Raw genomic sequence first — 25,420 nt, 5'->3', positions numbered from 1 at the left:
GTATATACAAGTTAAAAAAGGAGGAAGTTTTATGGTTGACTATACAAAAGATGCAAGCGCTCTTTTAGAGTTAATTGGTGGCAAAGAAAATATATCATCTGTCACACATTGTGCTACGAGAATGCGTTTTGTTTTGCAAAATCCAGATAATGCCGATGTTGAAGCCATCGAAGACATTCCAGCAGTAAAAGGGACATTTACACAAGCTGGTCAATTTCAAGTAATTATAGGTAATGATGTAGCTATTTTTTATAATGAATTTTCAAAAATTAGTGGTGTGGAAGGTGTCAATAAAGAAGATGCCAAAGTAGATGCGAAGAAAAATATGAGTATTCTTCAGCGTTTACTTGCTGGTTTAGCTGAAATATTCACTCCATTAATTCCAGCAATTGTTGTTGGGGGTCTTATTCTCGGTTTCCGTAACGTAATTGGAGATATTAAGTTTTTAGAAGACGGCACGAAAACGATTGTGGATGTTTATCCATTTTGGGCTGGTGTTTATAGTTTCTTATGGCTTATCGGTGAGGCTGTATTCCACTTCCTACCAGTTGGAATTACATGGTCCATCGCGAAAAAAATGGGAACCACACAAATTCTTGGGATTGTCCTTGGCTTAACGCTTGTTTCCCCGCAATTACTAAATGCTTATAGCGTTGTTGAAACAAAAGCAGGCGATATTCCAGTTTGGGACTTTGGCTTTGCTCAAGTACAGATGATTGGGTATCAAGCGCAAGTTATTCCTGCCATTATGGCCGGATTCTTACTAGCCTATCTCGAAATTTGGTTGCGTAAATTTATTCCAAATGCCATTTCGATGATTTTCGTTCCATTCTTTGCTCTCGTACCTACTGTTCTTGCAGCTCATGTTATTCTTGGACCAATTGGTTGGAAAATTGGCGACGCGATTTCGAACGTCGTTTATGCTGGCTTGACTGGTGGACTAAGTTGGTTATTCGCCGCACTATTTGGCTTCCTATATGCCCCGCTCGTTGTCACGGGACTGCATCATATGACCAACGCCATCGACTTACAATTAATGAGTCAATTTGGTGGAACGAATCTCTGGCCGATGATTGCACTTTCTAACATCGCCCAAGGGTCCGCTGTTCTAGCAATTATTTTCTTACATCGTGGCAATGAAAAAGAAGAACAAGTTTCAATTCCAGCAACTATTTCTTGTTACCTTGGTGTTACGGAACCTGCGATGTTCGGGATTAATTTAAAATACTTATATCCATTTGTAGCTGCCATGATAGGTTCGGCAATTGCGGCTGTGGTTTCTGTATCTAGTGGTGTTATGGCTAACTCAATTGGTGTCGGAGGACTACCTGGAATCTTGTCCATTAACCCTAAATATTACGCCGTTTTTGCAGTATGTATGTTAATAACGATTGTTGTTCCTTTCATTCTAACTGTATTATTCCGCAAATATAATATTTTAAACAAAGTAGATACTGCACCAATTCGTACGTTTGGTAAAAAGGAGTATCGTGAATCTGCAAAAACAACCAACTAAAAAGTGAGGCTTCCCTTTATGACAAAGTTTGCTCAAAAAACAATTTATCAAGTGTATCCGAAATCCTTTTATGATACGACTGGCGATGGTACTGGGGATATTCCCGGTATCACTGCCAAGCTTGATTATTTACAAAAACTCGGAATTGAGATGATTTGGCTGAATCCATTTTATCCTTCTCCGCAAAATGATAACGGCTATGATATCGCTGACTATACCGCGGTTGATCCTTTATTTGGTACGATGGACGATGTGACAACGCTTATCAAGGAAGCGAAAAAAAGAAATATTGGTATTATGATTGACTTAGTATTGAATCATACTTCAACAGAGCATCCTTGGTTTAAAAAAGCGCTTGCTGGTGATCCATTCTATCGTGATTTTTACTATTTCCGCCCAGCAAAAGCCGATGGTTCCCCTCCAACAAATTGGGTTTCCAAATTCGGTGGTAATGCTTGGGAAAAATTGCCTGACTCCTCTGAGTACTATTTGCATTTATACGATGTTACGCAAGCTGATTTAGACTGGGCCAATCCGAATGTACGCGAGGCACTCTTTGATGTCGTGAATTTTTGGATTGATAAAGGCGTGGAAGGTTTTCGTTTAGATGTATTAAATGTGATTGCCAAACCTAAGTTTTTAGAAGATGATTTTGAAGGCGACGGCCGCCGTTTTTATACAGATGGACCAGGAATACATGCTTACTTAAAAGAACTACATGAACGAACTTTTGGCGACAAGCCAATTATAACGGTTGGAGAAATGTCCTCTACAGATATTGACAACTGCATTCGTTATAGTAATCCAGACGAAAAAGAATTATCGATGGTTTTTCATTTCCATCATTTGAAGGTAGACTATCCTGATGGAGAAAAATGGCGTTTAGCGGATGTGAATTTCGAGAACTTAAAATCTATTTTCCATACGTGGCAAGTCGCGATGTCAGAAGAAAATGGATGGGATGCGCTTTTCTGGAACAACCATGACCAACCTCGAGCACTTGGTCGCTTTGCTTCCGACAAACCGGAACATTATTATCATTCGGCAACCCTCCTTGGCGCAACGATTCACTTTATGCGCGGGACACCGTTTGTTTATATGGGGGAAGAAATCGGGATGATGAATCCAAAATTTCCTACGATTGATGATTATGTGGATGTGGAAACGCTCAACCATTTTGATATTTTACAAAAAAACGGACTTAGTGAGCAAGAAGTTATGGCGATTATCAAAGAGCGTTCGCGAGATAATAGTCGGACACCTATGCAATGGGATGATTCGCAAAATGCTGGCTTTACAACTGGTACTCCATGGCTAAAAGTAGCGGATAATGCAAGTGAAATAAATGTTCAAGCAGCCTTATCTAATAAAACGAGCATTTTCTATTTTTACCAAAAGCTTATTGCATTACGGAAAGAATACCCTGTCATTCAGACGGGTGATTATACGCCATATTGGACGGATGAAGATTTGATTATTGCCTATAAGCGTTCAAATGAAATTACTTCGCTTCTTTCCATTCACCATTTTGGCTCGACTACGAAAAAAATTCAACTACCAAATGAGTTTTTAAATGCTAAAGTACTTCTTTCTAATTATGAACGTCAAACAATCAGTTCTGAGCTGGAATTAGCACCTTATGAAACATTAACTTTAATTCGATAAAAAAAGCCTGAGAAACAATTCTCAGGCTTTTTAGCGTCTTCTTGCAAAATCTATAAAACGGAATTTATCCAGTCGGTGACGCGATTCTGTGTATTGAAAAAGTGTTGTATCTTTTAAAAACACGGTACTTTTTACGACAACTACATGCGTATCACCATGTAATGCTAAGTATTTTTTATCTTCGGCGTTCAGCGGTTCCACGGTTATTTCTTTTTGAGCATAACTGATTTCATAGCCTTTCTCATTTTCTAAGTATTGATACAAAGAGTCTTCTAAAATCTCATTCGCAATTGGTTCAGTTTTGTCTAATAAATAATCGTAATCCAAAATAGTTGCCTCTCCTTCTAAATAGCGCACTCTGAGGATAGCTAAGCAGTTTGAGCCGTGCGGAAGACCAGCAAAATCAGCAATTCGATCTGGTAAAGTGGTTCGTTCATTTCGGATGACTTCCGTTGTCGCATTCATATGTTCGGATTTTTGTAATTCCTTAAAACTAGTTAAACCAGAGACTGGAAAAGAATAGCGTTCTCGGTCAATGACAATCGATCCTTTTCCTTGGAGCTTTTGAATACAGCCGTTTTCAAGCAATAATACAAGTGCTTTTCTAATGGTCTCACGGGATACCGAAAAACGCTTCGCCAGGACATTTTCACTTGGAAGTAGTGTGCCTGCTGGATAAACGCCTGATGTAATGTCTTGCTCTAATTCTAAATAAATGTCAAAAAACTTATTTTTTTTATTCAAATTTACTCACCCAAGGCTATTGTAGCACATTTACCCATAATTGTAACCGAAATTTGCTAGCTCGCTTTATTACCAAAATCACGTGAAATTTGGTACACTATTAGTAGTAAGGTCTGAACATGTGTTTTGATTTAAGAGGAGGTATTTTCTATGACTAAAGTTATTTTAACTATTTTTGCAATTATCGTTCCTGCGTTTCTCGGATTTATACTTGCTTACCAAATCTATAAGAAAAAAACAGCCACTTATATGCCATTAAAAAATGAATTTGTACACTGGGCTAAGTAAGCGCACATTAAGGAGGAAAACAAATTGAAAAAAACAGAAAGTGAAAAACCACTTGTCATCAAAATTGTTATTAGTGTTCTTGTAGGTTTATTTTTACTTAATTTAATGCCATTTTTAGCGATTTTTGGCTAATTACTTATACTTAAAAAAGGCTTGAAGATGCTTATTTTTTATGGTATATTGTAAATTGTGTTGAAATGAATAGCAATTTTTTATGGTGAGACAATTAATGACAAAGATGTCAGTTAATGCTTTTTTTATAAAAAGACTCCAGAGTGCCTGTTTAGTGGTATTCTTGGGTCTTTTTTTGCATGGAAAGGAGAAATGGAGATGAACAAAAATAAAACTGGTTGGAACATCGCAAAAATTATCGTGGGGGCGCTTATTTTCTCGCTAGCTGTCAACGTTTTTGCTATCCCGAATAATTTAGGAGAAGGCGGCGTTACTGGGCTAACAATGATGCTTTATTACTTGCTTGGTTGGACTCCCGCAGTCACTACTTTTATATTTAATGGTATTTTACTTATTATTGGTTACAAGTTTCTTGATCGAATGACGATTGTCTGGACAATTGTTGCTATTAGTTTCACTTCGATCTTTTTACATTTTTCTGAGCCGCTTGCTTTCGTGGCAAATCAAACGATTGTCGCAGCCATTTTTGCCGGATTAATGATGGGAATTGGTATGGGACTAATTATGAATGGTGGCGGAACTACTGCTGGTAGCGCTATTTTAGCGAAAATTGCTAATAAATATCTTGGTTGGAATACGAGTTATGCGTTGCTATTCTTTGATTTACTTGTTGTTATTCCTTCTGTTTTTGTAATCGGTTTTGAAAACATGCTATTTACCATCGTTTCGCTTTATATTTCAACCAAAGTACTTGATTTCATTCTTGAAGGTTACAATCCTAAAAAATCTGTCACGATTATATCGGATTATTATGAAGAAATTGCAACTGAAATTGATGCGAATTTAGAGCGTGGTATTACCCTTTTCAACGGTCAAGGTTTCTATATGCGTCAAGATAAAAAAATTCTTTATATCGTAATAAGTCGTGATCAATTACTGCCGCTCACCAAAATCGTCAACAAATATGATGAGAAAGCATTCTTTATTATTAATGATGTACAAAGTGTTGTGGGGGAAGGCTTTACAAAACAAATAACAAGTGAGTGATGTCGTTTCTCTCAACTTATGTTACAATAATGTGGAAATTATTTTTAATGTAAATGAGGCGTCCTTATGAAAATTTCTAAACCGGCTTATTTGGTTTTACTTGTTGTTGGCTTGGTTTTTGTTTTTCTAGGACTATCTAATATCGGAATCTCTATTTTTTGGGATTTTAGCGACTTAGAGAATTTGATGGTTGGTAGTTTATTAATCATCATCGGGCTCATCACACTTAGGATTCGATATTCATTTAAAAAAAGAGGATAGAAAAGCACTGCAAATATTGATTGCAGTGCTTTTCTACTGTTAAAAAATAACGTTTTCTTGAATAACATCTAATTTTTTAATAATAATATAGCGGTTTTGCATCGTAATGACGCCTTCTTTTTTGAGTTGTTGGAAAATCCGGTTCACACTGCTTGCGGAGTTAATCCCGCAAAAATGACCAATTTCTTCATTACTTACTAGAAAATCAATCAAATACTGATCAGGCGCAATTTCCACTCCAAAAAGCGTATAAAGTTCATAGAGTTGCGTACAAATTGCTCCAAGTTTCCCATTCATTAGCATTTGCTGCATTTTTTTTATGGATTGTAGCAGCCTCGTACGGTAATAATCTTTCACATAAATTTGCAAATCCACATCACGATTCACGTCTTTCCAAAACCTTACCCGGTCAACTTGATATAGTTCTGCTGTGTCTGACTCCACACGAATGTTAAACGGCGCATTGGCAAACTGCGAATACTCATCTTTTAAAAGTGAGATAATGTCCATTTTATTAATGTAGTTTAAATTAAATTCCCTGCCATCCCTTGAAATAATACTCGTTTTAATAATCCCTTTTTTAAGTATGTACACATATGAATCTTCAAGTCCTTCGTAAGTTAAATATTTACGTTTTCCCCTTGTAATAACTGGAAAATCATTTGTGCTCACATAATTATTAAGAATATTTTGCTTCATGTTCTTAACCTCCTTTTTGTCATTCCAGTTAAAGCATATTAATCATACAAAATACTATTCCCTATTTTTTCAACATATGTTATACAAATTTGTATATATCATAAATAATTACCAAATTAAAAAGTATCCTCTCCGAATATCCCCTATAATACTCCTTGTCGCTGAGATAAATTACAAATTATACGTAGGAAGGGATTTTATTCTATGAAAGAAAAATTATTTAACAAGGGTTTTGTCTTAATAACATTGATTAACTTTGTCGTTTATCTCGTTTATTATTTGCTAATGGTTATTATTGCCGTTATTGCTCAAGAAGAGTTGAACGCGTCTCTTGGTGAAGCCGGATTTGCGTCTGGGATTTATATTATCGGGACGCTCCTCGCACGACTTTACATGGGGAAAAAGCTGGAACTATTTGGTCGTAAGCGGGTTTTAAGATTTGGGATTTTATTTTTCTTAGTAACGACGATGGCTTACTTATACATGCCAACGATTGCCATTATGTTTATTATTCGTTTTTTAAATGGATTCGCATACGGAACAACTTCAACTGCTACCAATGCGATTGTCACAGCTTATATTCCTAATTCTAGAAACGGAGAAGGGATTAATTATTATGGCCTCAGCACAAGTCTCGCAGCTGCGATTGGACCGTTCATCGGAATGATTTTACTTAGCAAAACGAGCTTTTATACGATTATTATTTTCTCCACGGTTATTGTCTTATTAACTGCGCTACTTTGCTTCTATTTACCCGTGAAAAATATTGTTTTAACAACCGAACACCGGAAGGCCTTACAAACTTGGACCGTCAAAAGTTTTATTGAATATAAAGTTATTCCAATAACATTTATTGCCTTCTTAATGGGGATTTCTTATTCCAGTGTGCTTACATTCCTTGCTTCCTATGCTAGAGAAATTAATTTAGTGAGTGCTGGAACGTTCTTCTTTGTTGTCTATGCATTAGTTATTACCCTAACTCGCCCAATGTCTGGAAAACTTTTCGATGCAAAAGGCGAAAAATATGTGATGTATCCGAGTTATCTCTTTTTAGCAGTTGGATTAGTGGTCCTTAGTACAGCAACATCAAGTCTCGTGCTACTTATTTCAGGCGGACTCATCGGCTTAGGTTATGGAACGTTTATGTCGAATGGCCAAGCTGTCTGTTTAAAAGTATGTGAACCTCACCGTATTGGGATTGGCCTATCTACCTACTTTATCGGGCTTGATTTAGGACTTGGTATTGGGCCTTATATTATGGGTGAAATTCATCATGTGCTTTCATTCCAAGGTATTTACATTATTGCCGGTGCTATCGCATTTATTTGCGTATTCATCTATATGTTTTTATCCAGAAAAAAAGTGTCTAGTGGTGCACAGGAACAACTAAAAGGGAGTGAAGAAGTATGAATAAATTATTACTCATTACAGCAGCGGGTTATATCGTAGGAGTTAGAAGTATAGAAAAGGAGAACAACCAATCTATTCTACTAAACGATGTCTACATTAATAATCCTTCACAACGATTAATTGATCATTTTGAGAGTCTCGAAATTGCCAAAGAGCAAGTAATCGGTCATAAAAAGTTATCCACTAATGATGCTCAAAATTTAATAAGTCGCTGGGAAGCAAGTTATTTCACGACATCATGATAGTATGGAAGCATTGCGAATAATCGCAATGCTTTTTTTATAAAGATTGATGATTAATATGCAATAATGTGTTCTCATGATATTTTGTTGAAACTTCTATTCTAGCCGGGAACACTGGAGCATGTTTGATTATATAAGGTAAATTGTTCACTACACCTGTATTTTCCGGATTAAGTATCCATTTTCTTTTTTTAAAATCAAGTATTCCTTCATCGGTTGCACGAGGCGTTGGATATACATAATTATCCGGAAGATTGGCCAGAAATAAATGCATACCTCCCAGATTTTCGCCATCCACAAACCATTTCATTTCACCGATATCACGAATTTCGTAGTCATTTGAGGAAATTCCGGTCTCTTCTGTGATTTCCCGTTGGACCGATTCAAGAAGTGTTTCCCCTTGCTCAATTTTGCCACCAACACCATTCCAACTTCCCATCCATGGGGATTTTTGTCTATTTAACAATAGAATTTCATCGGCTCTTTGGATAAAACAAAGGGTATATTTATACATATTTCCACCTATTTTCCAAGTTTTTTATTCAGTATATCATAATTTCAGGCACAAAAAGAGCAGCATCCGCGTTTTTATTGGGAGACGGATGCTGCCAGGTGAGATATTTCATTGAAAAAAAGGTTACTCTTAATATAACGAATAAATGTTAAAAAAGTATGAACAAACTAAGAAAGTTCATTCTTAATTTTTTGAAGTAGAAAATCTCCTTGTTTGGTCATGCTATAGTATTTTTGGTTATCCCCTTTTTCGTCACGAAGAATAAAGCCATGAAATTCAAGCCAGTAAGTGCAGTATAACAACTCATTTCTTGTTGAATTCCCAACGATGTCACCTTGCAGAAAATTAATTGTTAGTGATTTTATATTGTAAAGTGGATTTTTAACAACTTCTAACACCATTAAAATAAGTTGATTATCTGGCCTTTCCATTGTTTGGACCTTCTTTTCTTTAATTTATCGTTTTCTGGCCTCGTTTACTTTCAGGCGTCTACCTTTTACTTTACGAGAGCGCATCATTTCCAGTACTGCCGGACCTTTTCCATTTAAAATTTCAACAAAAGAAACATGGTCTTCAATCGTAATAATTCCGATATCTTCGGCCGTAATTCCTTCTAATTTAGAAATAGTTCCAACAAAATCTACTGCACGAATTTTTTTCTTTTTTCCACCATTAAAATACAGTTTCATAATGTTTTTATTTAATTTTTCCCCACGAGCTTTTTTGATTGTTGGGCGCTTTTGTTGTTTTTTGCGGAAAGCTTCTTCGTTAGCTTTCACTTCTATCACTGTCGGTTTACGTTTTTTTTCGATTGTAACATCGAGCATTTCTTCTATGTCACGCAAAAGTGGATTTTCATTTGTTTTCACGAAACTAATAGCTTTACCACTTTTGCCAGCGCGACCAGTACGACCGATACGATGTACATAATTTTCTTTTTCAATTGGTAAATCGTAGTTAATGACTAACGATACATTATCCACATCTATTCCGCGCCCTGCCACATCTGTCGCAATTAAGAAACGGGATTTGCCACTTTTAAAATCATCCATTGCTCGGAAACGGTCTTCTTGTCTTAAACCCCCATGAATTTTACTAACTTTTACATCAAGTAAATCGGTGAGTTCATCGACTTGATTTTTCGTATTGCAAAATATTATTGCGCTATCCGGATTTTCTGTAATCAAAACATCTTTTAGCGTTTTTTCTTTATTATCTGTTTGCATCTCCACGTGGAAGATAGGGTTTGTTTTTTCCGATGCCATTTCGATTACCATTGGATCATCTTGGTAGCGTTTAATCAAATCTTGCATTTCTTCTGGCATAGTTGCTGAGAAAAATAGATTTTGGCGCTGTTTTGGTAAACGGCTAAGAATATCTTCGACTTGATCAATAAATCCCATGCTTAACATTTCATCTACTTCATCTAAAACTAAATGGGCAACCTTGTCGACATTCAGTGATCCTTTTTCAATATGGTCCAGTAGGCGACCTGGCGTACCAACGACGATATGATTTTTTTGGCTTAGTTCTAATTTTTGTTTCGCAAATGGTGATTGTCCGTATATTGCTGCAGCTTTGACACGTTTAAATCGTCCAATATTCGTACATTCTGTCTTGACTTGCATTGCAAGTTCTCGTGTTGGAACGATGATTAGTGCTTGTGGCTTATTTTCTTCCCATTCAATCTGTTCTGCAATGGGAATAGCGAATGCTGCTGTTTTCCCACTACCAGTTTGTGATTTAGCAACAATATCTTCTCCTGTTAAGGCAACTGGAATTACCGCTTTTTGAACGGGTGTTGCTTCTGTATATCCTAGTTCATTAATCGCTCTTTTAATTTCTTCACTTAATTTTAAATTATTCATGTCAGTCCTCATTTCCTCATATCATCATACCATATTTTTTCACAAATGATGGAACGAATTGTTTGTACTTTATCCCTCCTTCCTTTAGAATGAACTCTAAGCCCCCAAAATAAGGAGGAAAAGATGAATTTAGATGATTTGAAGAATAAAGTTACCGAGTCCCTGCCCCTGGAAAACCTAGGAACACTGACAGAAGAGGCAACAAACAAAGCATCTGAGCTTGGTGAACAAGCAAGTAATGTCACAGAAAATTTACAGAATGAAGCGACGAACCTAACAGAAAATCTACAAGATAAAACAAGTGGACTTACGGAAAACTTGCAAGATACTGCGAATGAGTTAACTGGTGGATTTTTGGATAAAATAAAGAATTTGTTTCAATGAAGCGAAAAAGCACTCATTAACGAGTGCTTTTTTATTTAGCGCTTTCCATATGCGTTCCATTCTCAAAATCATGATTAATAAAATTAACTAAAGTAAATCTGCCATTTTCATATTCAAACTTTAAAATACAGCAATTCTTCAGTCCTGTTACTTTGCCAATTTTGCTTGTTTTTTCCCAATATCTAGCAAATTGGGCACAGGCAGCTCCGTGAGAAACGGCAAGGACAGTATCATGATTATCTTGGCTCATGATACGTTCCATTGTTGCTACTAAACGATCTCTGAAATCCACTTCTCGCTCTCCCCCATACGCAGCAAAAAAATCTCCATATGGTAGCGGTGGATTTAGGTCTTCGCTCTCGCCTTCAAAAGTACCAAAATTCCATTCTTTCAAACCTTTCAACCGTTGATAGCTTTTGTCCGTAATCAGCTCTAACGTGTCAGATGCGCGCTCTGATGTGGAACTGTAAGCTTGATCGAATGTTATATTGTTTTCTTTAAAGTAACTACCAGCGATTTTTGCTTGTTTAATCCCGAGTTCGGTAAGTGGTGCATCGCAAAAACCTTGAATTTTTTTACGTTGATTAAATAATGTTTGACCATGGCGTATTAAATACAATGTCTTTTTCATCTAAATTCCTCCGAATCTATATCTTCTCCTTAGTTTATCACCCTGGAGTAGCTCCAAGTCAAGTATTTATCTTCTTAATTTTTCCTCTTTCACGCAGTATCTGCTATAATAAAAACACCAAAATGAATAGAACTTTAGCGAATAAAAATCGAGGAGGAATTCAAATGACGTTGAATGTTTACTTGAATTTTAGAACACAATCCAGAGATGCTATCGCGTTTTATGAAGAAATTTTTGGAACAAAGTGTACAGATTTGATGACATATGGGGAAATCGAGTCCAGAGAAGAACCTATAGAAGATTCGCTCAAAGATTTAGTGATGAATGCTAGTTTAGTAATGGACGGAGTAAAGGTTATGTTTTCAGATGTTCCAAAGTCTATGCCGCTCACATTCGGAGACAATATAACACTAGTAATTGATACATCTGACGAAATAAAATTAACCAAACAATTCCATCAGCTTGCAGAAGGTGGCAATATTGTCATGCCACTTGGCAAAACATTCTGGTCGGAAAAATATGGGCAAGTGACGGATAAATTCGGCGTCGGTTGGCAGCTTAATTTATCTTAAATTAAGAGAATCTGGGATAAAACTCAGGTTCTTTCTTTAAGTCCATTTTTAGTAGGCCGACCAAATTTGCAAGGCCTTTCATATTAAGTTAAAATAACACGTATCAAAGAAAAAGTGTGGAAAAGAGGAATTCTTTATGGCAAAAACCGAATTAAATCCTAAAGTAGATGCGTTTCTAAGTAAACCATCCACTTGGCAAGCTGAATTCAAAGCATTAAGAGAAATAGCAATCACGTTTGAACTAGAAGAAGAATTCAAATGGGGGAAACCTTGTTACGCTATTAATGGCAGCAACGTTTTCTTAATTCATGGTTTTAAAAACTACTGTGCACTACTCTTTATGAAAGGCGCACTACTCCGTGATCCGGAAAACATTTTAGTTCAGCAAACAGAAAATGTGCAAGCTGCCAGACAAATCCGCTTCACAAATTTACAGGAAATTCTTGATCAAAAAGAATTTCTAAAGGCGTATATTCAAAATGCAATTGAAGTAGAAAAAGCTGGGTTAGAAGTGGAACTTAAACCAAGGGAAGAAACGCCTATTCCAGAAGAATTACTCGCTAAATTTGAAGAAATGCGTGCGCTACAAACAGCTTTTGAAGCCTTAACTCCTGGTCGTCAAAAAGCTTACTTGCTCTATTTTGCGGCTCCAAAGCAATCAAAAACGCGTGTTTCGCGCATTGAAAAATACGAAGCAACGATTTTAGATGGATTAGGATTAAACGATTAATCGAAAAAAAGCGCACCCTGCGTGAAGGTTGCGCTTTTTTATTTATTTTACTTCTTCAAAATCATCTAATTGCCAACTGCTATCAAAGGCTGGTTCGGTTGGTCCGTAAATACGGAAATACGTGAACCAATTGGCATCTGGAACAGTTTGAATCCATGGAAGCGACTCATCTTCTGGAGGATTTGGCCCAAAGTAAAGTGTTGTATTACCGTCAGCATCTACTTCAAACGTATCTTTGATGGAGTTAAGCGCAGGCATAAATTGCTCTGTGACAATTTCCGAACGAGTATCCATCTCATAAACCGTTACCGACCAGAAAATACTCGTTGGCACTGGTGTTGGCACTTTTAATGTATAACTTTTGCCCCCATCCAGATAGTTTCCTTCTTTATCTTTCACTCCAAGCATATAAACGGAACCAAATCCGACTTTATGCATAAACATCATATGTGTTTCGAGTGTCGCTTGATAGAACCAACGCTCTCTTACCGGAAGATTTAAATACGTTTTTTCATAGAAGTCATTATTCTCACCATAGACAGCCCATTCCCAGTTCTTTCCTGGCCAAACAATAGCAGCTGGATCATCTGTATTAAAGGAATTCACAAACATCATTTTGTCTGCTTTCTCGGCAGCTTCTATTAATAAAGCTTTTTTATCTGGATCAGGATTAAATTCTTTATTTGGAGCTAAACCAATTGCTTTTAGTAAGCCATACATTTGGTAATATTCTGGATCTGTTTCATCATTATCCAGCGCCCATTTAATTACTTCCCAATAGTCAAATTTTCCTTCGACATAATATGGTGTCGAAATCGCTTTTCGATGCGAAAAATCATGGAATGTACTGGTTGGATTATTATCTTTTTCTTCTAATGGATAGAATTTCACTTTTTTCAGGAGTTCAAATGCTTTTTCATAATCACTTGCTTGGTGAACCATCGCTCGTAAACAAATGAGGAAACGATAGCTTGAAGGTTTGCGTACTATGTAGCCTTCTGGGATATCTCCATCATAATTAGGTGGTAAGTATAAATATTTCGCACCTTTCCCTTGCTCGTCCCCTGTTAATCCCATATTCGTAATAAATTTAAAATTAATATCGTCAGCCACACCAACGATAGCGCCTTGTGGCAACTCGATAACAACTGGACCATTCTCGGTGTTTCCCGTTCCAAGGCAATATGGTGTATCTGAGTTTTGCGTCAATACATTTAAATCAGGCGTTGTGAGTTGAATAATGAAATCGTGATTTTCTGTAATCCCTAAGTCATTCAATGCTTTAAAATTAGACACATTGGACACAGTTGGATAGAAAAATCGATATGCCTCAACAGCTCGATTTAAAAATCCTTCTTTTCTAATTGCCTCTACTTTACTCTCAGGTAGCATTTTTTTCATGTAAAAATCCTCCTTCAATTAGCTTTTTTTAGAACACTTAACTAATACCCTTGTTTTTGAATGTTCAAGCGTAAAGTAAAAAACTCTCCTTAGGATAAGGAGAGTTTTGTCAAGAAATGTTATCAGCAGTTATGAAATTTATCTTTTTTTCTTTTATCTCGATGTAGCCATTGGGTACTAAGAAACACTAGTAAAACTCCTAATCCAAAGATCAAATTTGCCGGCTGGCTACCTGTTTTAGGCAGGGATTTTGGAACCTCAATTGGTGGTTGGGCACCATTCATTGGTTGAATATCTCCATTGGGATTTCTCGCTGGTACATCTGGGTCTAGATTTACTTCATCTGTATTAGCACGATATACATATTTTATAGTTTGATCCTGATCTGTAAATTTACCAGTTGCATTAGCGGGCTTTTCCACTAGCGTGTAGCCTTTAATTTCCTTAGCTGTAGTTGCGTAGGAATCATTAATGTTTCCGTTTAATACCTCGCTTATGGCCAGCTCTTTCCCTGTTTCATCTACATATTTTACAGTAATATAAGATGATGTCTGTATACTGTTTTTTTTATAGTGATAAATCACCGTTTGTGCTTCTGTCGTGAATTTTCCGCTAGCATTAGTTGGTACTTTTACTAGCGAATAGTCTTTTATTTCTTTTGGATTAGTTGTATATGCTTCATCGACAATTCCACTTAGTACCTCACTCGGTGCTAGCTCATTGTTGTTTTCATCCAAGTGTTTAACAGTGATATTTGCTGTTATTGGGTTGTTTTGTAATTGATACACATAGGTAACCGTTTGAGGATTTTCGTTAAAAATCCCGCTAGCGTTAATAGGGCTCTTAATTAAGGTATAGCCATCTATTGTTTTAGCCACTGTTGTGTATGTTTCACCAATTTCACCAGTTAATACTTCCGTTTCACTAATTTTAGCTCCTAATTCGTCCTGGTAGTTCACCGTAACTTCTTTTGCTAAAATTGGATCTGCTTTAATCGCGCGATACACATAGGTCACTGTTTGTGCATTTTCGCTAAACTTTCCTTCTGCATTGCTCGGAGTTTCAATTAATTCGTATCCTGTAAAAGTCTTCGCTGTTGTAACATAATTTTCATCAACATTACCTGATAATGTTTCGGTTGGTGCTAGTTCTATTCCATCTTCATCGGTATATTGTACCGTGATGTCTTTAGCTGGAACGGGATTTTTCGAATAGATATATGTCACAGTCTGTTCTTCTAAACTAAATTCTCCTTGTGATTTTGTTGGAATTTCAGTTAGTGTATAACCTAAAATTTCTTTTTCACTTGAACTATATTCTTCACCGACATTTCCAGTTAATATGCTATTTTCTGCAAGTTTATTCCCTGATTTGTCTTCATATTTCACAGTTATATTTGCACCTTGTACAGCATCAATATAAACAGTCACTTCTTTTGGATTAGCTTTAATTCCATCCATATTCTCTACGTTTAATATTACTGTGTATTTTCCTACTTTCTTGAGATTCACCATTATTTCAAAATCGCTTTTAATGGATAAATCATCCGTTGTTTGCGCTTGAATATCCTTTAAAAACTCTGCTTCTGTTTTTTTTGTCCCTTGCGGATAATGAATTTCGGAATCTGCATTAATTACTGGTGTAGTTGATTTTTTAAATGGTTGTGTTACTTTTCCTGAAAAAGTTCCATCTATACCAGTCACATTAATTAGCTCAGAAAACTTAAAACTAACCTCTGTTAAATTTTTAATTCTTTCAGACGACCAAGTTATTTTTTCATTTGCGTAAGTTCCAAAATTTGATATTGGGCTTGGATCGGTTAACTTTCCAAAATTACTAATCTCATTATTAATAATTAAATCGGAATCATCCACTACAATTGCTTTATCTAAAGTAACTGTTTGATTTAATGCACTAATTCTCGATAGTTTTGGCATCTTTGTTTTAAGGTTACTTGGTAAAACACTGACGGAGTTTAAATCAATATTTAAAGTAGTCATTTCTGGGAAATCATCAAGCATATTTATATTGGTAATTTGGTTTTTGTTTAAATTTAAAGTTGCTAGTATAGGCATGCCTTTAAATTTCTCTATACTATCATTTGTTATTTTGTTAGTATTTAGATTCACGTCTTTTACTGAAACTAAATTATTTAGTTCAATCTGATTGATGCTATTACGTTCCAATCGAACTGCTCTTACTTTTGGAAGGTTAGCAAGTTCAACTTTCGTTAAACTTGCCACCTGGCTAAAGTAAACATTTTGCATAATGGGATAACCTAAATTAACTAATTCTGGATTATTTTTGGCAATTACTGTTGTTAACGCAGATAATTCTTTATAATCAGAAGTTTTTACATCTACCAATTGGGGTTGGTCTTGAACATTTATCAATTTTATAGCCAAATTTTGTTGTATATTTAGTGTCATCAAATTGGGTAGATTTTCTACATCCGTTTTGTCTAATACAACTTCTTCTAGTTGGTTTTTTGACAGATCTAACGTTTTTAAATTAGGCAGATTTTGGATGTTATCAAATACTGTATCTGTTAATTCGTTTTCTCCAAATGGCAGATCTTCAATGGCCAAATCAGTAACTTTTAGCTCATTAATACTGTTCCTCTCAAGGTTTACTTTTCTTACCTTAGGGAGATTGACTAATTCAACTTTCGTTAAACTTGCCACCTGGCTAAAGTAAACATTTTGCATAATGGGATAACCTAAATTAACTAATTCTGGATTATTTTTGGCAATTACTGTTGTTAACGCAGATAATTCTTTATAATCGGAAGTCTTTACATCTACCAATTGGGGTTGGTCTTGAACATTTATCAATTTTATAGCCAAATTTTGCTGTATATTTAGTGTCATCAAATTGGGTAGATTTTCTACATCCGTTTTGTCTAATACAACTTCTTCTAGTTGGTTTTTTGACAGATCTAACGTTTTTAAATTAGGCAGATTTTGGATGTTATCAAATACTGTATCTGTTAATTCGTTTTCTCCAAATGGCAGATCTTCAATGGCCAAATCAGTAACTTTTAGCTCATTAATACTGTTCCTCTCAAGGTTTACTTTTCTTACCTTAGGGAGATTGACTAATTCAACTTTCGTTAAACTTGCCACCTGGCTAAAGTAAACATTTTGCATAATGGGATAACCTAAATTAACTAATTCTGGATTATTTTTGGCAATTACTGTTGTTAACGCAGATAATTCTTTATAATCGGAAGTCTTTACATCTACCAATTGGGGTTGGTCTTGAACATTTATCAATTTTATAGCCAAATTTTGCTGTATATTTAGTGTCATCAAATTGGGTAGATTTTCTACATCCGTTTTGTCTAACACAACTTCTTCTAGTTGGTTTTTTGACAGATCTAACGTTTTTAAATTAGGCAGATTTTGGATGTTATCAAATACTGTATCTGTTAATTCGTTTTCTCCTAATGGCAGATCTTCAATGGCCAAATCAGTAACTTTTAGCTCATTAATACTGTTCCTCTCAAGGTTTACTTTTCTTACCTTAGGGAGATTGACTAATTCAACTTTCGTTAAACTTGCTACTTGGCTAAAGTAGACATTTCGGATAGTGTATTGGCCTAAATTGACTAATTCTGGATTGTTTTTGGCAATTACCGTTGTTAACTTGCGTAATCCTGTATAACCGGATGTCTTTACATCTACCAATTGGTGTTGATCTTGGATATCGATAGTATTAAGGTCAGGATTATTTTCAATATCAATGGTTGTTAGTTTCGGGAGTTGATTTTGCGCATTTAAGATAAGACTGCTAATTTGATTGTTTTTTACCGATAGGCTTACTAAATTAGGTAATTGATCTATTGGAGAAATGTCTGTTACTTGATTATTATTCAAGCTTATACTTGTCACATTGACTAGCAAATCGATTCCTGTTAATACGCTGATTCCTTTATTATAACCATTGAGAGATTTGATTTTATTCAGGTCTGCTTGTGTTACTAGCTGAGTTGTATTCTCTGACCCCGTTGCTTCTTTAGCAACTACTTTAGCTAAAGCACTGTCAGGAAATACACTATCATAGGTGTCCCCTGTTTCAAGAATTGTCTTAGTGTATTTTAGGGAATTAGTTAATCCCTTAGTTATTTTTGAGGGTTTATTTATTTCTTCTTTTTGTTCATTTTCTTTGGCTTCGGTGATAAATGGATACGTAGTTAATGATTGAAAGAACATTATCCCGACTACAATGATAGAACTTATCTTTCTTTTCATGATTAGTCTCCTTAGATGTAATTATTATCTTAAAGAATGAGTTTATTCTGTATTTAATGTATGTGGCATTATATCGCCTCAATAAGTACTAATTATAGCAGTCCCAAGCTTACAATTTGAATATAGTATAGAAATTTTTTCATTTCTTGGTATCATCGTTCACATATCGTTCATATCTTTTTAGGGATTAGTGCTAATTTTAGACTCTCTAATATATTTAAATTTATTGCTTGAAATTCTCAAAAAAACTACTCTCAAGTCATACAATAGAACACCTAATAAGGGATGAGTTTACATAAAAATTATTATTAAAGTAAAGGATCAATCATCTCAATAATCTGCTTGTCCTAATTTTTGACTATTTTATAAAGTAGTTCTTCGTTTTCAATGAGATTCGTAATTACTTGAACTAGTTTTAATAAAATTTGCCACAAAAACAACGGAATAAAAATGGGAAATGCAAGATAAAAAAATCTCTAAAACATTCACCTTTTAATTACAAAGGGTTTCAAATGTTTTAGAGATTTTTTATTTTACTGTTTAACGTTTTAAGAGCATCTGCCAATAGGATCTAATGCTTTAAAATATCGTCAATTATATTATACAGGTTCTTCACCTCTTGCTAATACTATACGAACAAATAGATAAGGATTTTTTAGAAAAAGGATTAATTATCCCAACTAATATTATTGCCTTCATTTTCAATTATTTGATAAAGTAGTTCTTCATTTTCGATGAGATTCGTAATTACTTGAACAAGTTTTTCTGCTCGTGCCTCAGTTTCAGGTGATAGCGTGTAATACGCCACATACATTCCCGCTTCTGGATCAGAGCCCATTCCTTCTAAGACATCTGGGGCATATTTAGGTAAATAATAGTTGAAAAATGCTTCCCAATTGTAACCATGCATATAAGCTTCTTCGTTAATCTCATTCATTTTCTTAGCAATTGCTACTACTTTCTCCGAGCTGTTGTAAAAGCACACGGAAAGATTGTTTTCGATTTTTACTATTGACACGTAATTTTCCATCAAGTGTTAGCTCCTTTCGTTATAACTTAGTTGTTTTTTCATTTTAAACTCTAACAAAATTCAGCTCTATTGTAAAAGATATATCCGTTAAAAGTACATTTAACCTCATTCCATACCAATTTCATGTAATTCGCTTGTTCCTAGCTTCATAAGTAGAACTTCTAATGATTCTACTGGAAAAGGGTGTTCTTGTACAACTATGCTTATTTTCAAATGCTCATTATCAACAGGATCTAATTCTCCTAAAAACCAAAATCTATTTTCAGGTTCAAACCAGTATAACCACTCTTCAAATAGCCAATCTTCACTATGCAATATTTTTGATTTTGAAAAAGAATCCGTAAAATATTTTGGCAAAATAGAAAGCCATCTATCTACATTTGGCCATTCAGGAAATGTATTTTCATTGATTATCAATAATATATCAATTGCCTTTTTACTAATGCCAATAGCAGAATCCTTACTGCAAGTCACTATATAGTTTACAATGATTCCTTCTTGTTTTTTCATAAAAGCATCGGATAACATTCTCTTTTTTTCATTTTCCAAATTTAATTTTAAGGTGTTTAAAAAAGTCATAATTGCCTCCTATGATGTTAGAATTATTTTTTTATTTAATCTAGCTCTTTTTTCAGTAATATATGGTAGTCGATACCTATAATTGCTTCTATCGTTTTCAAAAGAACAACCTCTAAACGGAGATTCTCATTATAATCAAAACCTAAATTCACCACAAATGCACTAGACCCTAATTACATCATCTTTTGTTCCTTTTACCTATTTTCAGAAGTTGTCATTTACGGGGCAAGGTAATCCATTTTAATTGGACTTGCTTTTGATATTGACGTAAAGTATATAATTACTGTGCAATCAGCTACCACACTCCTATGGAGACTGGTGAAACATGTCTAACACTTAGGAGAGGTCAACCTGATATTAATAACATTAAAATATTATAATAATCTAAGCTCTAATTTGCATCAACATAATCAAACTAAAATAGATGCTTTTTTCACATTAAAAATGGATGGAAATAGCACAAATTTTGTCACAAATGTCATGAAAAATACGGAATAAAACAGATATTATAAGATATAAAAAAATCTCTAAAACATCCATCCAACCTTTAATATCAAGGTTTTTCAACGTTTTAGAGATTTCTTTAATATAGCTATTTACGTCCTGAGAGGGATTCGAACCCCCGACCGACGGCTTAGAAGGCCGTTGCTCTATCCAGCTGAGCTATCAGGACAAATGGCACTGTTTTTTCAACAGCCAAATACCATTTTATGTTTAAATCGCTTGTTTGTCAATGGTTTTCTTTAAGTTATTGCATTTTTTCTTTTTCGGGTGTCTTTTGACCTAGTTATGCTTCGTTAATGGGAAGGTTTGGGTTAGGTCCGTTAGTTCGTTGTCGTCCCGGTCCATGAATCGAACTTGAATGCCTTCTGGTGTTGAATCGATAAGAGCGTATGTTTTGACACGGATGCGTCCTCTTGGTAAGGAAATGCTTCCTGGGTTTAAAATGATGGTGTCGTCTAGCATGTCTACTCCTAATTCATGCGAATGACCAAAAAAGGCGAAATCTGCGTTTAGTTCACGTGCGCGATATCGTAAATTCATGAGTGTCATTTTGATATTATAGAGATGTCCGTGTGTGGTGAAAATGCGGTAGCCGTCTACTTCTCCCACCCAATCATTTGGAAAACCGCCGCCAAAGTCACAGTTGCCTCGAACAGTATGAAATCCCTGAATCGCAGGATCGTCAGCTTCTAATTCAGAATCCCCACAATGGATCATCGCATCGACTGTATTTTCGTATTTTTCTTTAAGATGGATTAAGCAGTCACGTTCTGAGTGGCTGTCGCTAACTACTAATAATTTCATTTTGTTTCCTCCCCCGTGATACTGTTACTTATTTTCTCACTTTTTGGTTACTTTTTCTACTACTTCTGCTAAATCTTTTTCTAGTTGTTTAATGGCATTAGCACGGTGGCTGATTTCATTCTTTTTCTCCGCTGGAATTTCTGCCATTGTTAGACCGAATTCTGGTAAGAAAAATAGTGGATCATAGCCAAAGCCATTTGTGCCGCATAGTTGTTCTGCGATAACGCCCTCTACTTCACCGGTATAAAAAGATGTTTTCTCAGAAGGTGTGGCTACAGCAAGTGTACAGTGGAAACGAGCCGTTCTTTTGTCCGGTTCAACACCTTCTAAGTTTTTAAGTAGTTTTTCGTTATTTTTGGCATCATCGTGAGCGATACCTGCATAACGTGCGGAATAGACGCCAGGAGCTCCGTCAAGCGCGTCTACGATTAAACCAGAATCATCAGCAATGACGGTTTGATTTAACACGCTAGCGACCGTTTCTGCTTTAAGAGCGGCATTTTCGGCAAAGGTTGTTCCAGTTTCTTCTATTTCACCAATTTCTGGAAAATCAGCAAGGGTTGCTACTTCGATATTAAATTTCGCAAAGATTTTTTCGAATTCTTTTGCTTTTCCTTTGTTTGCGGTAGCGATAATAATTTTACTCATTTTTTATTCTCCTTTAATCCGCGCTGTGACTTTGTCTCCGAGTGTTTCTTTTTGGATTTCGATTAATTCGCTAATTCCTTTTTTACCTAAGGCAATTAGTTCAGCCAGTTCTGTTTCCGAGAATGTAGCTTCTTCGCCAGTTCCTTGGAGTTCTACAAAGGCGCCGCTACCTGTCATGATAATATTCATATCTACTTGCGCTGCGCTGTCTTCTACGTAGTTAAGGTCAAGTACTGTTCCACCCTCTTCTAAAACACCTACGCTAGTTGCTGCTAGGAAATCTTTGACAGGAAATTTAGCAAATGGTACAGCTTCGTCTAGTTTGGCGATTGCCATGACCATCGCGATAAATGCGCCGGTGATAGAAGCCGTACGAGTACCTCCATCTGCTTGGATAACGTCGCAATCGAGCCAAATTGTTCTTTCACCAAGGGCATCTAAATCAACAACAGCACGGAGCGCACGTCCGATTAAACGCTGAATTTCCATTGTTCTGCCAGTAACTTTACCTTTTGAAGATTCACGGATATTTCGGGTGTTTGTTGCTCGTGGTAACATCGAGTATTCTGCAGAAATCCAGCCGCGGCCTTCTCCTCGCATAAATGGTGGCACTTTTGTTTCTACACTTGCAGAACAGATAACTTTTGTATTTCCTGATGCAATTAGCACAGAACCTTCTGGATGCATTAAATAATCTGGTGTTACTTCAATATTTCGTAATGCATTACTTTCTCTTCCATCAACTCTCATTATTGGCACCTCTTATTTTCCTAATTTAATATGTTCTACAGTCATATCTGGCATATTTAACCAGTCTTTTGCAATATCTTTGAAAATTTGTGTCGAGCCCGTAGTGAAAAAACGGTGCTCAATTTCTTCGTCTGTAGCATCTAATAAATTATGGTAATCCAGTAACGCGCTAACTTCACTAGCAGTTTCTTCTCCGGAGTTAATAACAGCAACGCCGTCTCCCATAAAATTCTCAATAATTGGTTTTAAAAGTGGGTAATGCGTACAACCCAAAATCACCGTATCAATCTTGGTACTCTTCAGTGGTAAGAGTGATTCGGCTACTACTTTTTTTGCAATGGCGCTTTTATACTCGCCAGATTCTACAACGGATACAAATTTCGGACATGCCAGTGAATCTACTTCTACTCGGCGGTTTAGTCCTTTGAGCGCTGTTGGGTAAGCCATGCTTTCGACTGTACCAAGTGTTCCTAATACGCCAATTTTGTTGTTTCTTGTTGCTTTGAGAGCTGCTCTTGAACCTGGTTGGATTACACCAATCACAGGAATATCCAATTTTTCACGAATATCATATAATGCTGCTGCTGTTGCGGTATTACATGCAATAACGAGCATTTTGATGCCACGGTCTACTAGAAAATTGGTCATTTCCCAAGTAAACTTAGCTACTTCTTCTTTATCGCGTGGTCCATAAGGGCAACGTGCGGTATCACCTAAATAATATACTTGTTCATGGGGTAGCTGTTTTAGCACTTCTCGCACTACTGTCAAACCGCCTACTCCCGAATCAATAAAGCCAATAGCTTGTTTCACAGTCTCGCCTCAATTTCTTTATTAATTTCCAATTTTTTTATCTATACCTTCCATTTTCTTATTTTTTGAGCTTTTTCGCAAGTCTTTTTTGAGAAAAAAGCTTTTTTGTGGAAATTTATTTATTGTGCTTTCCATTTTAGGGTGATTTTGGTTATAATGGTGTATGAAAGTGGGGTATCCGAAATGACAGAAAATGAACAGAATAAAAACGAGGAAAAAGCTCTCGTTCCAAGTTTTGGTTTAGATTTACTACGCGATTATTTAATTCCTGAACTACTTGGAGATGAAGCACCTCACATTATGTACTGGGCGGGGAAAGACTTGGCACGTAAATTCCCACTAGCGTCTCTAGAAGAAGTAGCAGAATTTTTTGAAGAAGCCTCTTGGGGTAATTTTAGCATTTTGAAAGAAAAGAAAGATGAAATGCGTTTACTTTTAGAAGGTGAAACAGTTGCTGCTCGTTTCCGTACACAAGAAGAGCCTACATTTAAACTAGAAGCTGGCTTTATTGCAGAACAATTGCAATCACAGAAGAAGCTGTATACAGAAAGCTACGATGAAATTGATAAACGTAAAAAACAAGTAACCATTATCGTTAAATGGGATCGTAAAGAAACGATTGATAACGAAGAACGCTATTAAAACAATAAGCTTGCAGTAACAAAGAGAAATCCTCTTTGATGCTACAAGCTTATTTTTATTTATCGAGTTCAAATTGGTCATGTAAAACTTGGGCTGCTTCGACCATTTTGCGCGCTGGTACGACAGTGGAAACTTTGATTTCTGATGTGCTAATCATTTTTATTGGAATATTATTTTCTGTTAAAGCTTCAAACATCTGTGCAGCTACACCTGGATTACTTACCATTCCAGAGCCAACAATGGACACCTTCGCTAAATCTTGTTCGGATTCTAGTTTTTCAATTTGAAGTAATTCTTTGCTTTCTTCTAAAACTGCTAGTGTGGCTAAGAGTGCGCTTGTTTTGATAGTGAAGGATAGATTACCGTGACCTAGTCCAGTAATTCCTTGGATAATAATATCTACATCAATATTATTTTCTGCTAATTTTGTAAAGACTTTAGAAACTCGCATTGCTTCTTTTTGTTTCCAGTGGCTAGTTACACGGGTGATTTGGTCTTCAAAAGCAATTCCACGGACTACTTTGGTATTTTCCATTGTTAAATCCTCCTCAATCATTGTTCCTGGTACTTGTTCGTGGCTCGCTCTGACTTCAAGCGGAATTCGGAAATTTTTGGCATATTCAACGGAGCGTGGATGTAAAACACCGGCACCGAGATTAGCTAATTCTAACATTTCATCATAGGTGATTTGTTCTAACTTTTGGGCTTTTTTCACGTAGCGTGGATCTGTCGTAAATACACCGACTACATCCGTACAAATCGCGCATTTTACGGCATTTAGAGCAGAAGCGATGGCGACGGCGGTTGTGTCTGATCCACCTCGTCCTAATGTAGTAATTTCACCATCTGTCGTGAAACCTTGAAAACCTGCTACAACAACAATTTGTCCCGCATCAAGCGCAGATTCAATACGAGCGCTATCAATATCGGCAATTCTAGCATTACTATGTACGGCTTCTGTTTCAATTCCCGCTTGCCATCCTGTATAGGATATAGCATCGTGCCCTTTTTCTTTTAATGTCATCGCAAGTAAAGCAATTGTGATTTGCTCACCAGTAGAAAGAAGCATATCCATTTCGCGTTTATCTGGTGCCTCGCTAATTTCTTCTGCCATCGCGACTAATTTGTCGGTTGATTTCCCCATTGCGGAAACGACGACGATGACTTTATTTCCTTGTTTTTTTTCATAAATGGCTTGATCTGCTGTTTTCCCGATTTTATCCACCGTGCTCACTGATGTTCCGCCAAATTTTAATACGACTAGTCCCAATCTCGTTCCCTCCTGCCTTGTTA

Annotated in this window: 26 protein-coding genes and 1 tRNA gene; 11 read left to right on the top strand and 16 right to left on the bottom strand. The window is 36.0% G+C overall.

Going from position 1 to position 25,420, the window contains the following annotated elements; translation table 11 throughout:
- Positions 1–31: 31 nt before the first annotated feature.
- Both treP and treC read left to right on the top strand, forming a co-directional pair.
- Positions 32–1,516: a PTS system trehalose-specific EIIBC component gene (gene treP / locus LMOATCC19117_RS06365; RefSeq protein ID WP_003727531.1), complete on the top strand. Its 1,485-nt coding sequence runs from the start codon at positions 32–34 to the stop codon at positions 1,514–1,516.
- Between the two features lie 18 nt (positions 1,517–1,534).
- Positions 1,535–3,181: an alpha,alpha-phosphotrehalase gene (treC, locus tag LMOATCC19117_RS06360; protein ID WP_003726056.1), complete on the top strand. Its 1,647-nt coding sequence runs from the start codon at positions 1,535–1,537 to the stop codon at positions 3,179–3,181.
- A gap of 30 nt (positions 3,182–3,211) precedes the next feature.
- Here treC and treR read toward each other — a convergent pair whose 3' ends face one another.
- Positions 3,212–3,925, bottom strand: a complete 714-nt coding sequence (treR, locus tag LMOATCC19117_RS06355; RefSeq protein ID WP_003726055.1) for a trehalose operon repressor — start codon at positions 3,923–3,925, stop codon at positions 3,212–3,214.
- A 150-nt stretch (positions 3,926–4,075) separates the two neighbouring features.
- Here treR and LMOATCC19117_RS14960 point away from each other — a divergent pair, with 150 nt between their 5' ends.
- The 3 genes from LMOATCC19117_RS14960 (at position 4,076) to LMOATCC19117_RS06340 (ending at position 5,653) form a co-directional block, all read left to right on the top strand.
- A complete protein-coding gene (locus LMOATCC19117_RS14960; protein WP_003723553.1) occupies positions 4,076–4,213 on the top strand; it encodes a hypothetical protein in 138 nt (45 codons plus the stop codon).
- 330 nt (positions 4,214–4,543) lie between these two features.
- On the top strand, positions 4,544–5,392 hold the full coding sequence (locus tag LMOATCC19117_RS06345) for a YitT family protein (RefSeq protein ID WP_003726054.1): 849 nt from the start codon (positions 4,544–4,546) through the stop codon (positions 5,390–5,392).
- 66 nt (positions 5,393–5,458) lie between these two features.
- Complete coding sequence (locus LMOATCC19117_RS06340; RefSeq protein WP_003726053.1) at positions 5,459–5,653, top strand: hypothetical protein; 195 nt, start codon at positions 5,459–5,461, stop codon at positions 5,651–5,653.
- Positions 5,654–5,692: 39 nt separating this feature from the next.
- On the opposite strand, the gene LMOATCC19117_RS06335 is transcribed toward LMOATCC19117_RS06340, so the two are convergent.
- On the bottom strand, positions 5,693–6,352 hold the full coding sequence (locus LMOATCC19117_RS06335; protein ID WP_003726052.1) for a Crp/Fnr family transcriptional regulator: 660 nt from the start codon (positions 6,350–6,352) through the stop codon (positions 5,693–5,695).
- Positions 6,353–6,556: 204 nt separating this feature from the next.
- Here LMOATCC19117_RS06335 and LMOATCC19117_RS06330 point away from each other — a divergent pair, with 204 nt between their 5' ends.
- Together LMOATCC19117_RS06330 and LMOATCC19117_RS06325 are read left to right on the top strand one after the other, a co-directional pair.
- On the top strand, positions 6,557–7,762 hold the full coding sequence (locus LMOATCC19117_RS06330) for an MFS transporter (protein ID WP_003726051.1): 1,206 nt from the start codon (positions 6,557–6,559) through the stop codon (positions 7,760–7,762).
- Positions 7,759–8,004, top strand: a complete 246-nt coding sequence (locus LMOATCC19117_RS06325) for a hypothetical protein (RefSeq protein WP_003726050.1) — start codon at positions 7,759–7,761, stop codon at positions 8,002–8,004. The genes LMOATCC19117_RS06330 and LMOATCC19117_RS06325 overlap by 4 nt, the downstream gene beginning before the upstream one ends.
- Before the next feature lie 37 nt (positions 8,005–8,041).
- On the opposite strand, the gene LMOATCC19117_RS06320 is transcribed toward LMOATCC19117_RS06325, so the two are convergent.
- From LMOATCC19117_RS06320 to dbpA, 3 genes are all read right to left on the bottom strand, one after another.
- Positions 8,042–8,518, bottom strand: a complete 477-nt coding sequence (locus LMOATCC19117_RS06320) for an NUDIX hydrolase (RefSeq protein ID WP_003726049.1) — start codon at positions 8,516–8,518, stop codon at positions 8,042–8,044.
- A gap of 167 nt (positions 8,519–8,685) precedes the next feature.
- On the bottom strand, positions 8,686–8,949 hold the full coding sequence (locus tag LMOATCC19117_RS06315; protein ID WP_003726048.1) for a DUF3116 family protein: 264 nt from the start codon (positions 8,947–8,949) through the stop codon (positions 8,686–8,688).
- Positions 8,950–8,973: 24 nt separating this feature from the next.
- Complete coding sequence (dbpA, locus tag LMOATCC19117_RS06310) at positions 8,974–10,386, bottom strand: ATP-dependent RNA helicase DbpA (RefSeq protein WP_003726047.1); 1,413 nt, start codon at positions 10,384–10,386, stop codon at positions 8,974–8,976.
- A gap of 123 nt (positions 10,387–10,509) precedes the next feature.
- On the opposite strand from dbpA, the gene LMOATCC19117_RS06305 reads away from it, so the two are divergent.
- Positions 10,510–10,770 (top strand): hypothetical protein, encoded by a 261-nt coding sequence (locus LMOATCC19117_RS06305; RefSeq protein ID WP_003726046.1) that lies wholly within the window; start codon positions 10,510–10,512, stop codon positions 10,768–10,770.
- Positions 10,771–10,801: 31 nt separating this feature from the next.
- Here LMOATCC19117_RS06305 and LMOATCC19117_RS06300 read toward each other — a convergent pair whose 3' ends face one another.
- Entirely contained in the window at positions 10,802–11,401 is a 600-nt protein-coding gene (locus LMOATCC19117_RS06300; RefSeq protein WP_003734527.1) for a histidine phosphatase family protein, read from the bottom strand.
- A gap of 164 nt (positions 11,402–11,565) precedes the next feature.
- Here LMOATCC19117_RS06300 and LMOATCC19117_RS06295 point away from each other — a divergent pair, with 164 nt between their 5' ends.
- Positions 11,566–11,973 carry a VOC family protein gene (locus LMOATCC19117_RS06295; RefSeq protein ID WP_003726044.1) on the top strand — a complete coding sequence of 136 codons (408 nt, stop codon included), beginning with the start codon at positions 11,566–11,568 and terminating at the stop codon, positions 11,971–11,973.
- A gap of 136 nt (positions 11,974–12,109) precedes the next feature.
- Positions 12,110–12,703 (top strand): YdeI/OmpD-associated family protein, encoded by a 594-nt coding sequence (locus LMOATCC19117_RS06290; protein ID WP_003734528.1) that lies wholly within the window; start codon positions 12,110–12,112, stop codon positions 12,701–12,703.
- Between the two features lie 42 nt (positions 12,704–12,745).
- On the opposite strand, the gene LMOATCC19117_RS06285 is transcribed toward LMOATCC19117_RS06290, so the two are convergent.
- The 9 genes from LMOATCC19117_RS06285 to racE all read right to left on the bottom strand — a co-directional run bounded on the left by LMOATCC19117_RS06285 (position 12,746) and on the right by racE (position 23,485).
- The gene (locus LMOATCC19117_RS06285; protein ID WP_003727539.1) at positions 12,746–14,104 is read right to left on the bottom strand and encodes a DUF1254 domain-containing protein; all 1,359 of its coding nucleotides are present in this window, start codon (positions 14,102–14,104) and stop codon (positions 12,746–12,748) included.
- Positions 14,105–14,226: 122 nt separating this feature from the next.
- On the bottom strand, positions 14,227–18,357 hold the full coding sequence (locus tag LMOATCC19117_RS06280; protein WP_014929056.1) for a MucBP domain-containing protein: 4,131 nt from the start codon (positions 18,355–18,357) through the stop codon (positions 14,227–14,229).
- A gap of 667 nt (positions 18,358–19,024) precedes the next feature.
- Complete coding sequence (locus tag LMOATCC19117_RS06275; protein ID WP_003726038.1) at positions 19,025–19,387, bottom strand: Imm51 family immunity protein; 363 nt, start codon at positions 19,385–19,387, stop codon at positions 19,025–19,027.
- Between the two features lie 105 nt (positions 19,388–19,492).
- Positions 19,493–19,966: a hypothetical protein gene (locus tag LMOATCC19117_RS06270; protein WP_003726037.1), complete on the bottom strand. Its 474-nt coding sequence runs from the start codon at positions 19,964–19,966 to the stop codon at positions 19,493–19,495.
- 599 nt (positions 19,967–20,565) lie between these two features.
- Positions 20,566–20,639: transfer RNA gene (locus tag LMOATCC19117_RS06265), tRNA-Arg, on the bottom strand.
- A gap of 110 nt (positions 20,640–20,749) precedes the next feature.
- Entirely contained in the window at positions 20,750–21,274 is a 525-nt protein-coding gene (locus tag LMOATCC19117_RS06260) for a metallophosphoesterase (RefSeq protein WP_003726034.1), read from the bottom strand.
- Between the two features lie 36 nt (positions 21,275–21,310).
- Positions 21,311–21,922, bottom strand: a complete 612-nt coding sequence (locus tag LMOATCC19117_RS06255; RefSeq protein ID WP_003726033.1) for an XTP/dITP diphosphatase — start codon at positions 21,920–21,922, stop codon at positions 21,311–21,313.
- Positions 21,923–21,925: 3 nt separating this feature from the next.
- Entirely contained in the window at positions 21,926–22,672 is a 747-nt protein-coding gene (rph, locus tag LMOATCC19117_RS06250) for a ribonuclease PH (protein WP_003726032.1), read from the bottom strand.
- Between the two features lie 12 nt (positions 22,673–22,684).
- Positions 22,685–23,485: a glutamate racemase gene (racE, locus tag LMOATCC19117_RS06245; protein WP_003723856.1), complete on the bottom strand. Its 801-nt coding sequence runs from the start codon at positions 23,483–23,485 to the stop codon at positions 22,685–22,687.
- Between the two features lie 147 nt (positions 23,486–23,632).
- On the opposite strand from racE, the gene LMOATCC19117_RS06240 reads away from it, so the two are divergent.
- Positions 23,633–24,127 (top strand): YslB family protein, encoded by a 495-nt coding sequence (locus LMOATCC19117_RS06240; RefSeq protein WP_012681265.1) that lies wholly within the window; start codon positions 23,633–23,635, stop codon positions 24,125–24,127.
- A 55-nt stretch (positions 24,128–24,182) separates the two neighbouring features.
- On the opposite strand, the gene LMOATCC19117_RS06235 is transcribed toward LMOATCC19117_RS06240, so the two are convergent.
- Positions 24,183–25,397, bottom strand: a complete 1,215-nt coding sequence (locus LMOATCC19117_RS06235) for an aspartate kinase (RefSeq protein WP_003734675.1) — start codon at positions 25,395–25,397, stop codon at positions 24,183–24,185.
- Positions 25,398–25,420 lie beyond the last annotated feature (23 nt).

This window comes from Listeria monocytogenes ATCC 19117, assembly GCF_000307025.1.
Lineage (GTDB): Bacteria > Bacillota > Bacilli > Lactobacillales > Listeriaceae > Listeria > Listeria monocytogenes_B.
The sequence above is the reverse complement of the archived record's forward strand: the minus strand, read 5'-3'. Positions and strand labels throughout refer to the sequence as shown.

Bases quoted from the DNA above. Each gene is read 5' to 3' on its own strand.
- LMOATCC19117_RS06290 (WP_003734528.1), top strand. From the start codon at position 12,110: ATGGCAAAAACCGAATTAAATCCTAAAGTAGATGCGTTTCTAAGTAAA.
- LMOATCC19117_RS06320 (WP_003726049.1), bottom strand. From the start codon at position 8,518: ATGTATAAATATACCCTTTGTTTTATCCAAAGAGCCGATGAAATTCTA.
- LMOATCC19117_RS06315 (WP_003726048.1), bottom strand. From the start codon at position 8,949: ATGGAAAGGCCAGATAATCAACTTATTTTAATGGTGTTAGAAGTTGTT.
- LMOATCC19117_RS06255 (WP_003726033.1), bottom strand. From the start codon at position 21,922: ATGAGTAAAATTATTATCGCTACCGCAAACAAAGGAAAAGCAAAAGAA.
- LMOATCC19117_RS06285 (WP_003727539.1), bottom strand. From the start codon at position 14,104: ATGAAAAAAATGCTACCTGAGAGTAAAGTAGAGGCAATTAGAAAAGAA.
- LMOATCC19117_RS06260 (WP_003726034.1), bottom strand. From the start codon at position 21,274: ATGAAATTATTAGTAGTTAGCGACAGCCACTCAGAACGTGACTGCTTA.
- treC (WP_003726056.1), top strand. From the start codon at position 1,535: ATGACAAAGTTTGCTCAAAAAACAATTTATCAAGTGTATCCGAAATCC.
- LMOATCC19117_RS06295 (WP_003726044.1), top strand. From the start codon at position 11,566: ATGACGTTGAATGTTTACTTGAATTTTAGAACACAATCCAGAGATGCT.
- treP (WP_003727531.1), top strand. From the start codon at position 32: ATGGTTGACTATACAAAAGATGCAAGCGCTCTTTTAGAGTTAATTGGT.
- rph (WP_003726032.1), bottom strand. From the start codon at position 22,672: ATGAGAGTTGATGGAAGAGAAAGTAATGCATTACGAAATATTGAAGTA.
- dbpA (WP_003726047.1), bottom strand. From the start codon at position 10,386: ATGAATAATTTAAAATTAAGTGAAGAAATTAAAAGAGCGATTAATGAA.
- LMOATCC19117_RS06325 (WP_003726050.1), top strand. From the start codon at position 7,759: ATGAATAAATTATTACTCATTACAGCAGCGGGTTATATCGTAGGAGTT.
- LMOATCC19117_RS06330 (WP_003726051.1), top strand. From the start codon at position 6,557: ATGAAAGAAAAATTATTTAACAAGGGTTTTGTCTTAATAACATTGATT.
- LMOATCC19117_RS06305 (WP_003726046.1), top strand. From the start codon at position 10,510: ATGAATTTAGATGATTTGAAGAATAAAGTTACCGAGTCCCTGCCCCTG.
- LMOATCC19117_RS06335 (WP_003726052.1), bottom strand. From the start codon at position 6,352: ATGAAGCAAAATATTCTTAATAATTATGTGAGCACAAATGATTTTCCA.
- LMOATCC19117_RS06280 (WP_014929056.1), bottom strand. From the start codon at position 18,357: ATGAAAAGAAAGATAAGTTCTATCATTGTAGTCGGGATAATGTTCTTT.
- LMOATCC19117_RS06270 (WP_003726037.1), bottom strand. From the start codon at position 19,966: ATGACTTTTTTAAACACCTTAAAATTAAATTTGGAAAATGAAAAAAAG.
- LMOATCC19117_RS06300 (WP_003734527.1), bottom strand. From the start codon at position 11,401: ATGAAAAAGACATTGTATTTAATACGCCATGGTCAAACATTATTTAAT.
- LMOATCC19117_RS06340 (WP_003726053.1), top strand. From the start codon at position 5,459: ATGAAAATTTCTAAACCGGCTTATTTGGTTTTACTTGTTGTTGGCTTG.
- LMOATCC19117_RS06275 (WP_003726038.1), bottom strand. From the start codon at position 19,387: ATGGAAAATTACGTGTCAATAGTAAAAATCGAAAACAATCTTTCCGTG.
- LMOATCC19117_RS14960 (WP_003723553.1), top strand. From the start codon at position 4,076: ATGACTAAAGTTATTTTAACTATTTTTGCAATTATCGTTCCTGCGTTT.
- LMOATCC19117_RS06345 (WP_003726054.1), top strand. From the start codon at position 4,544: ATGAACAAAAATAAAACTGGTTGGAACATCGCAAAAATTATCGTGGGG.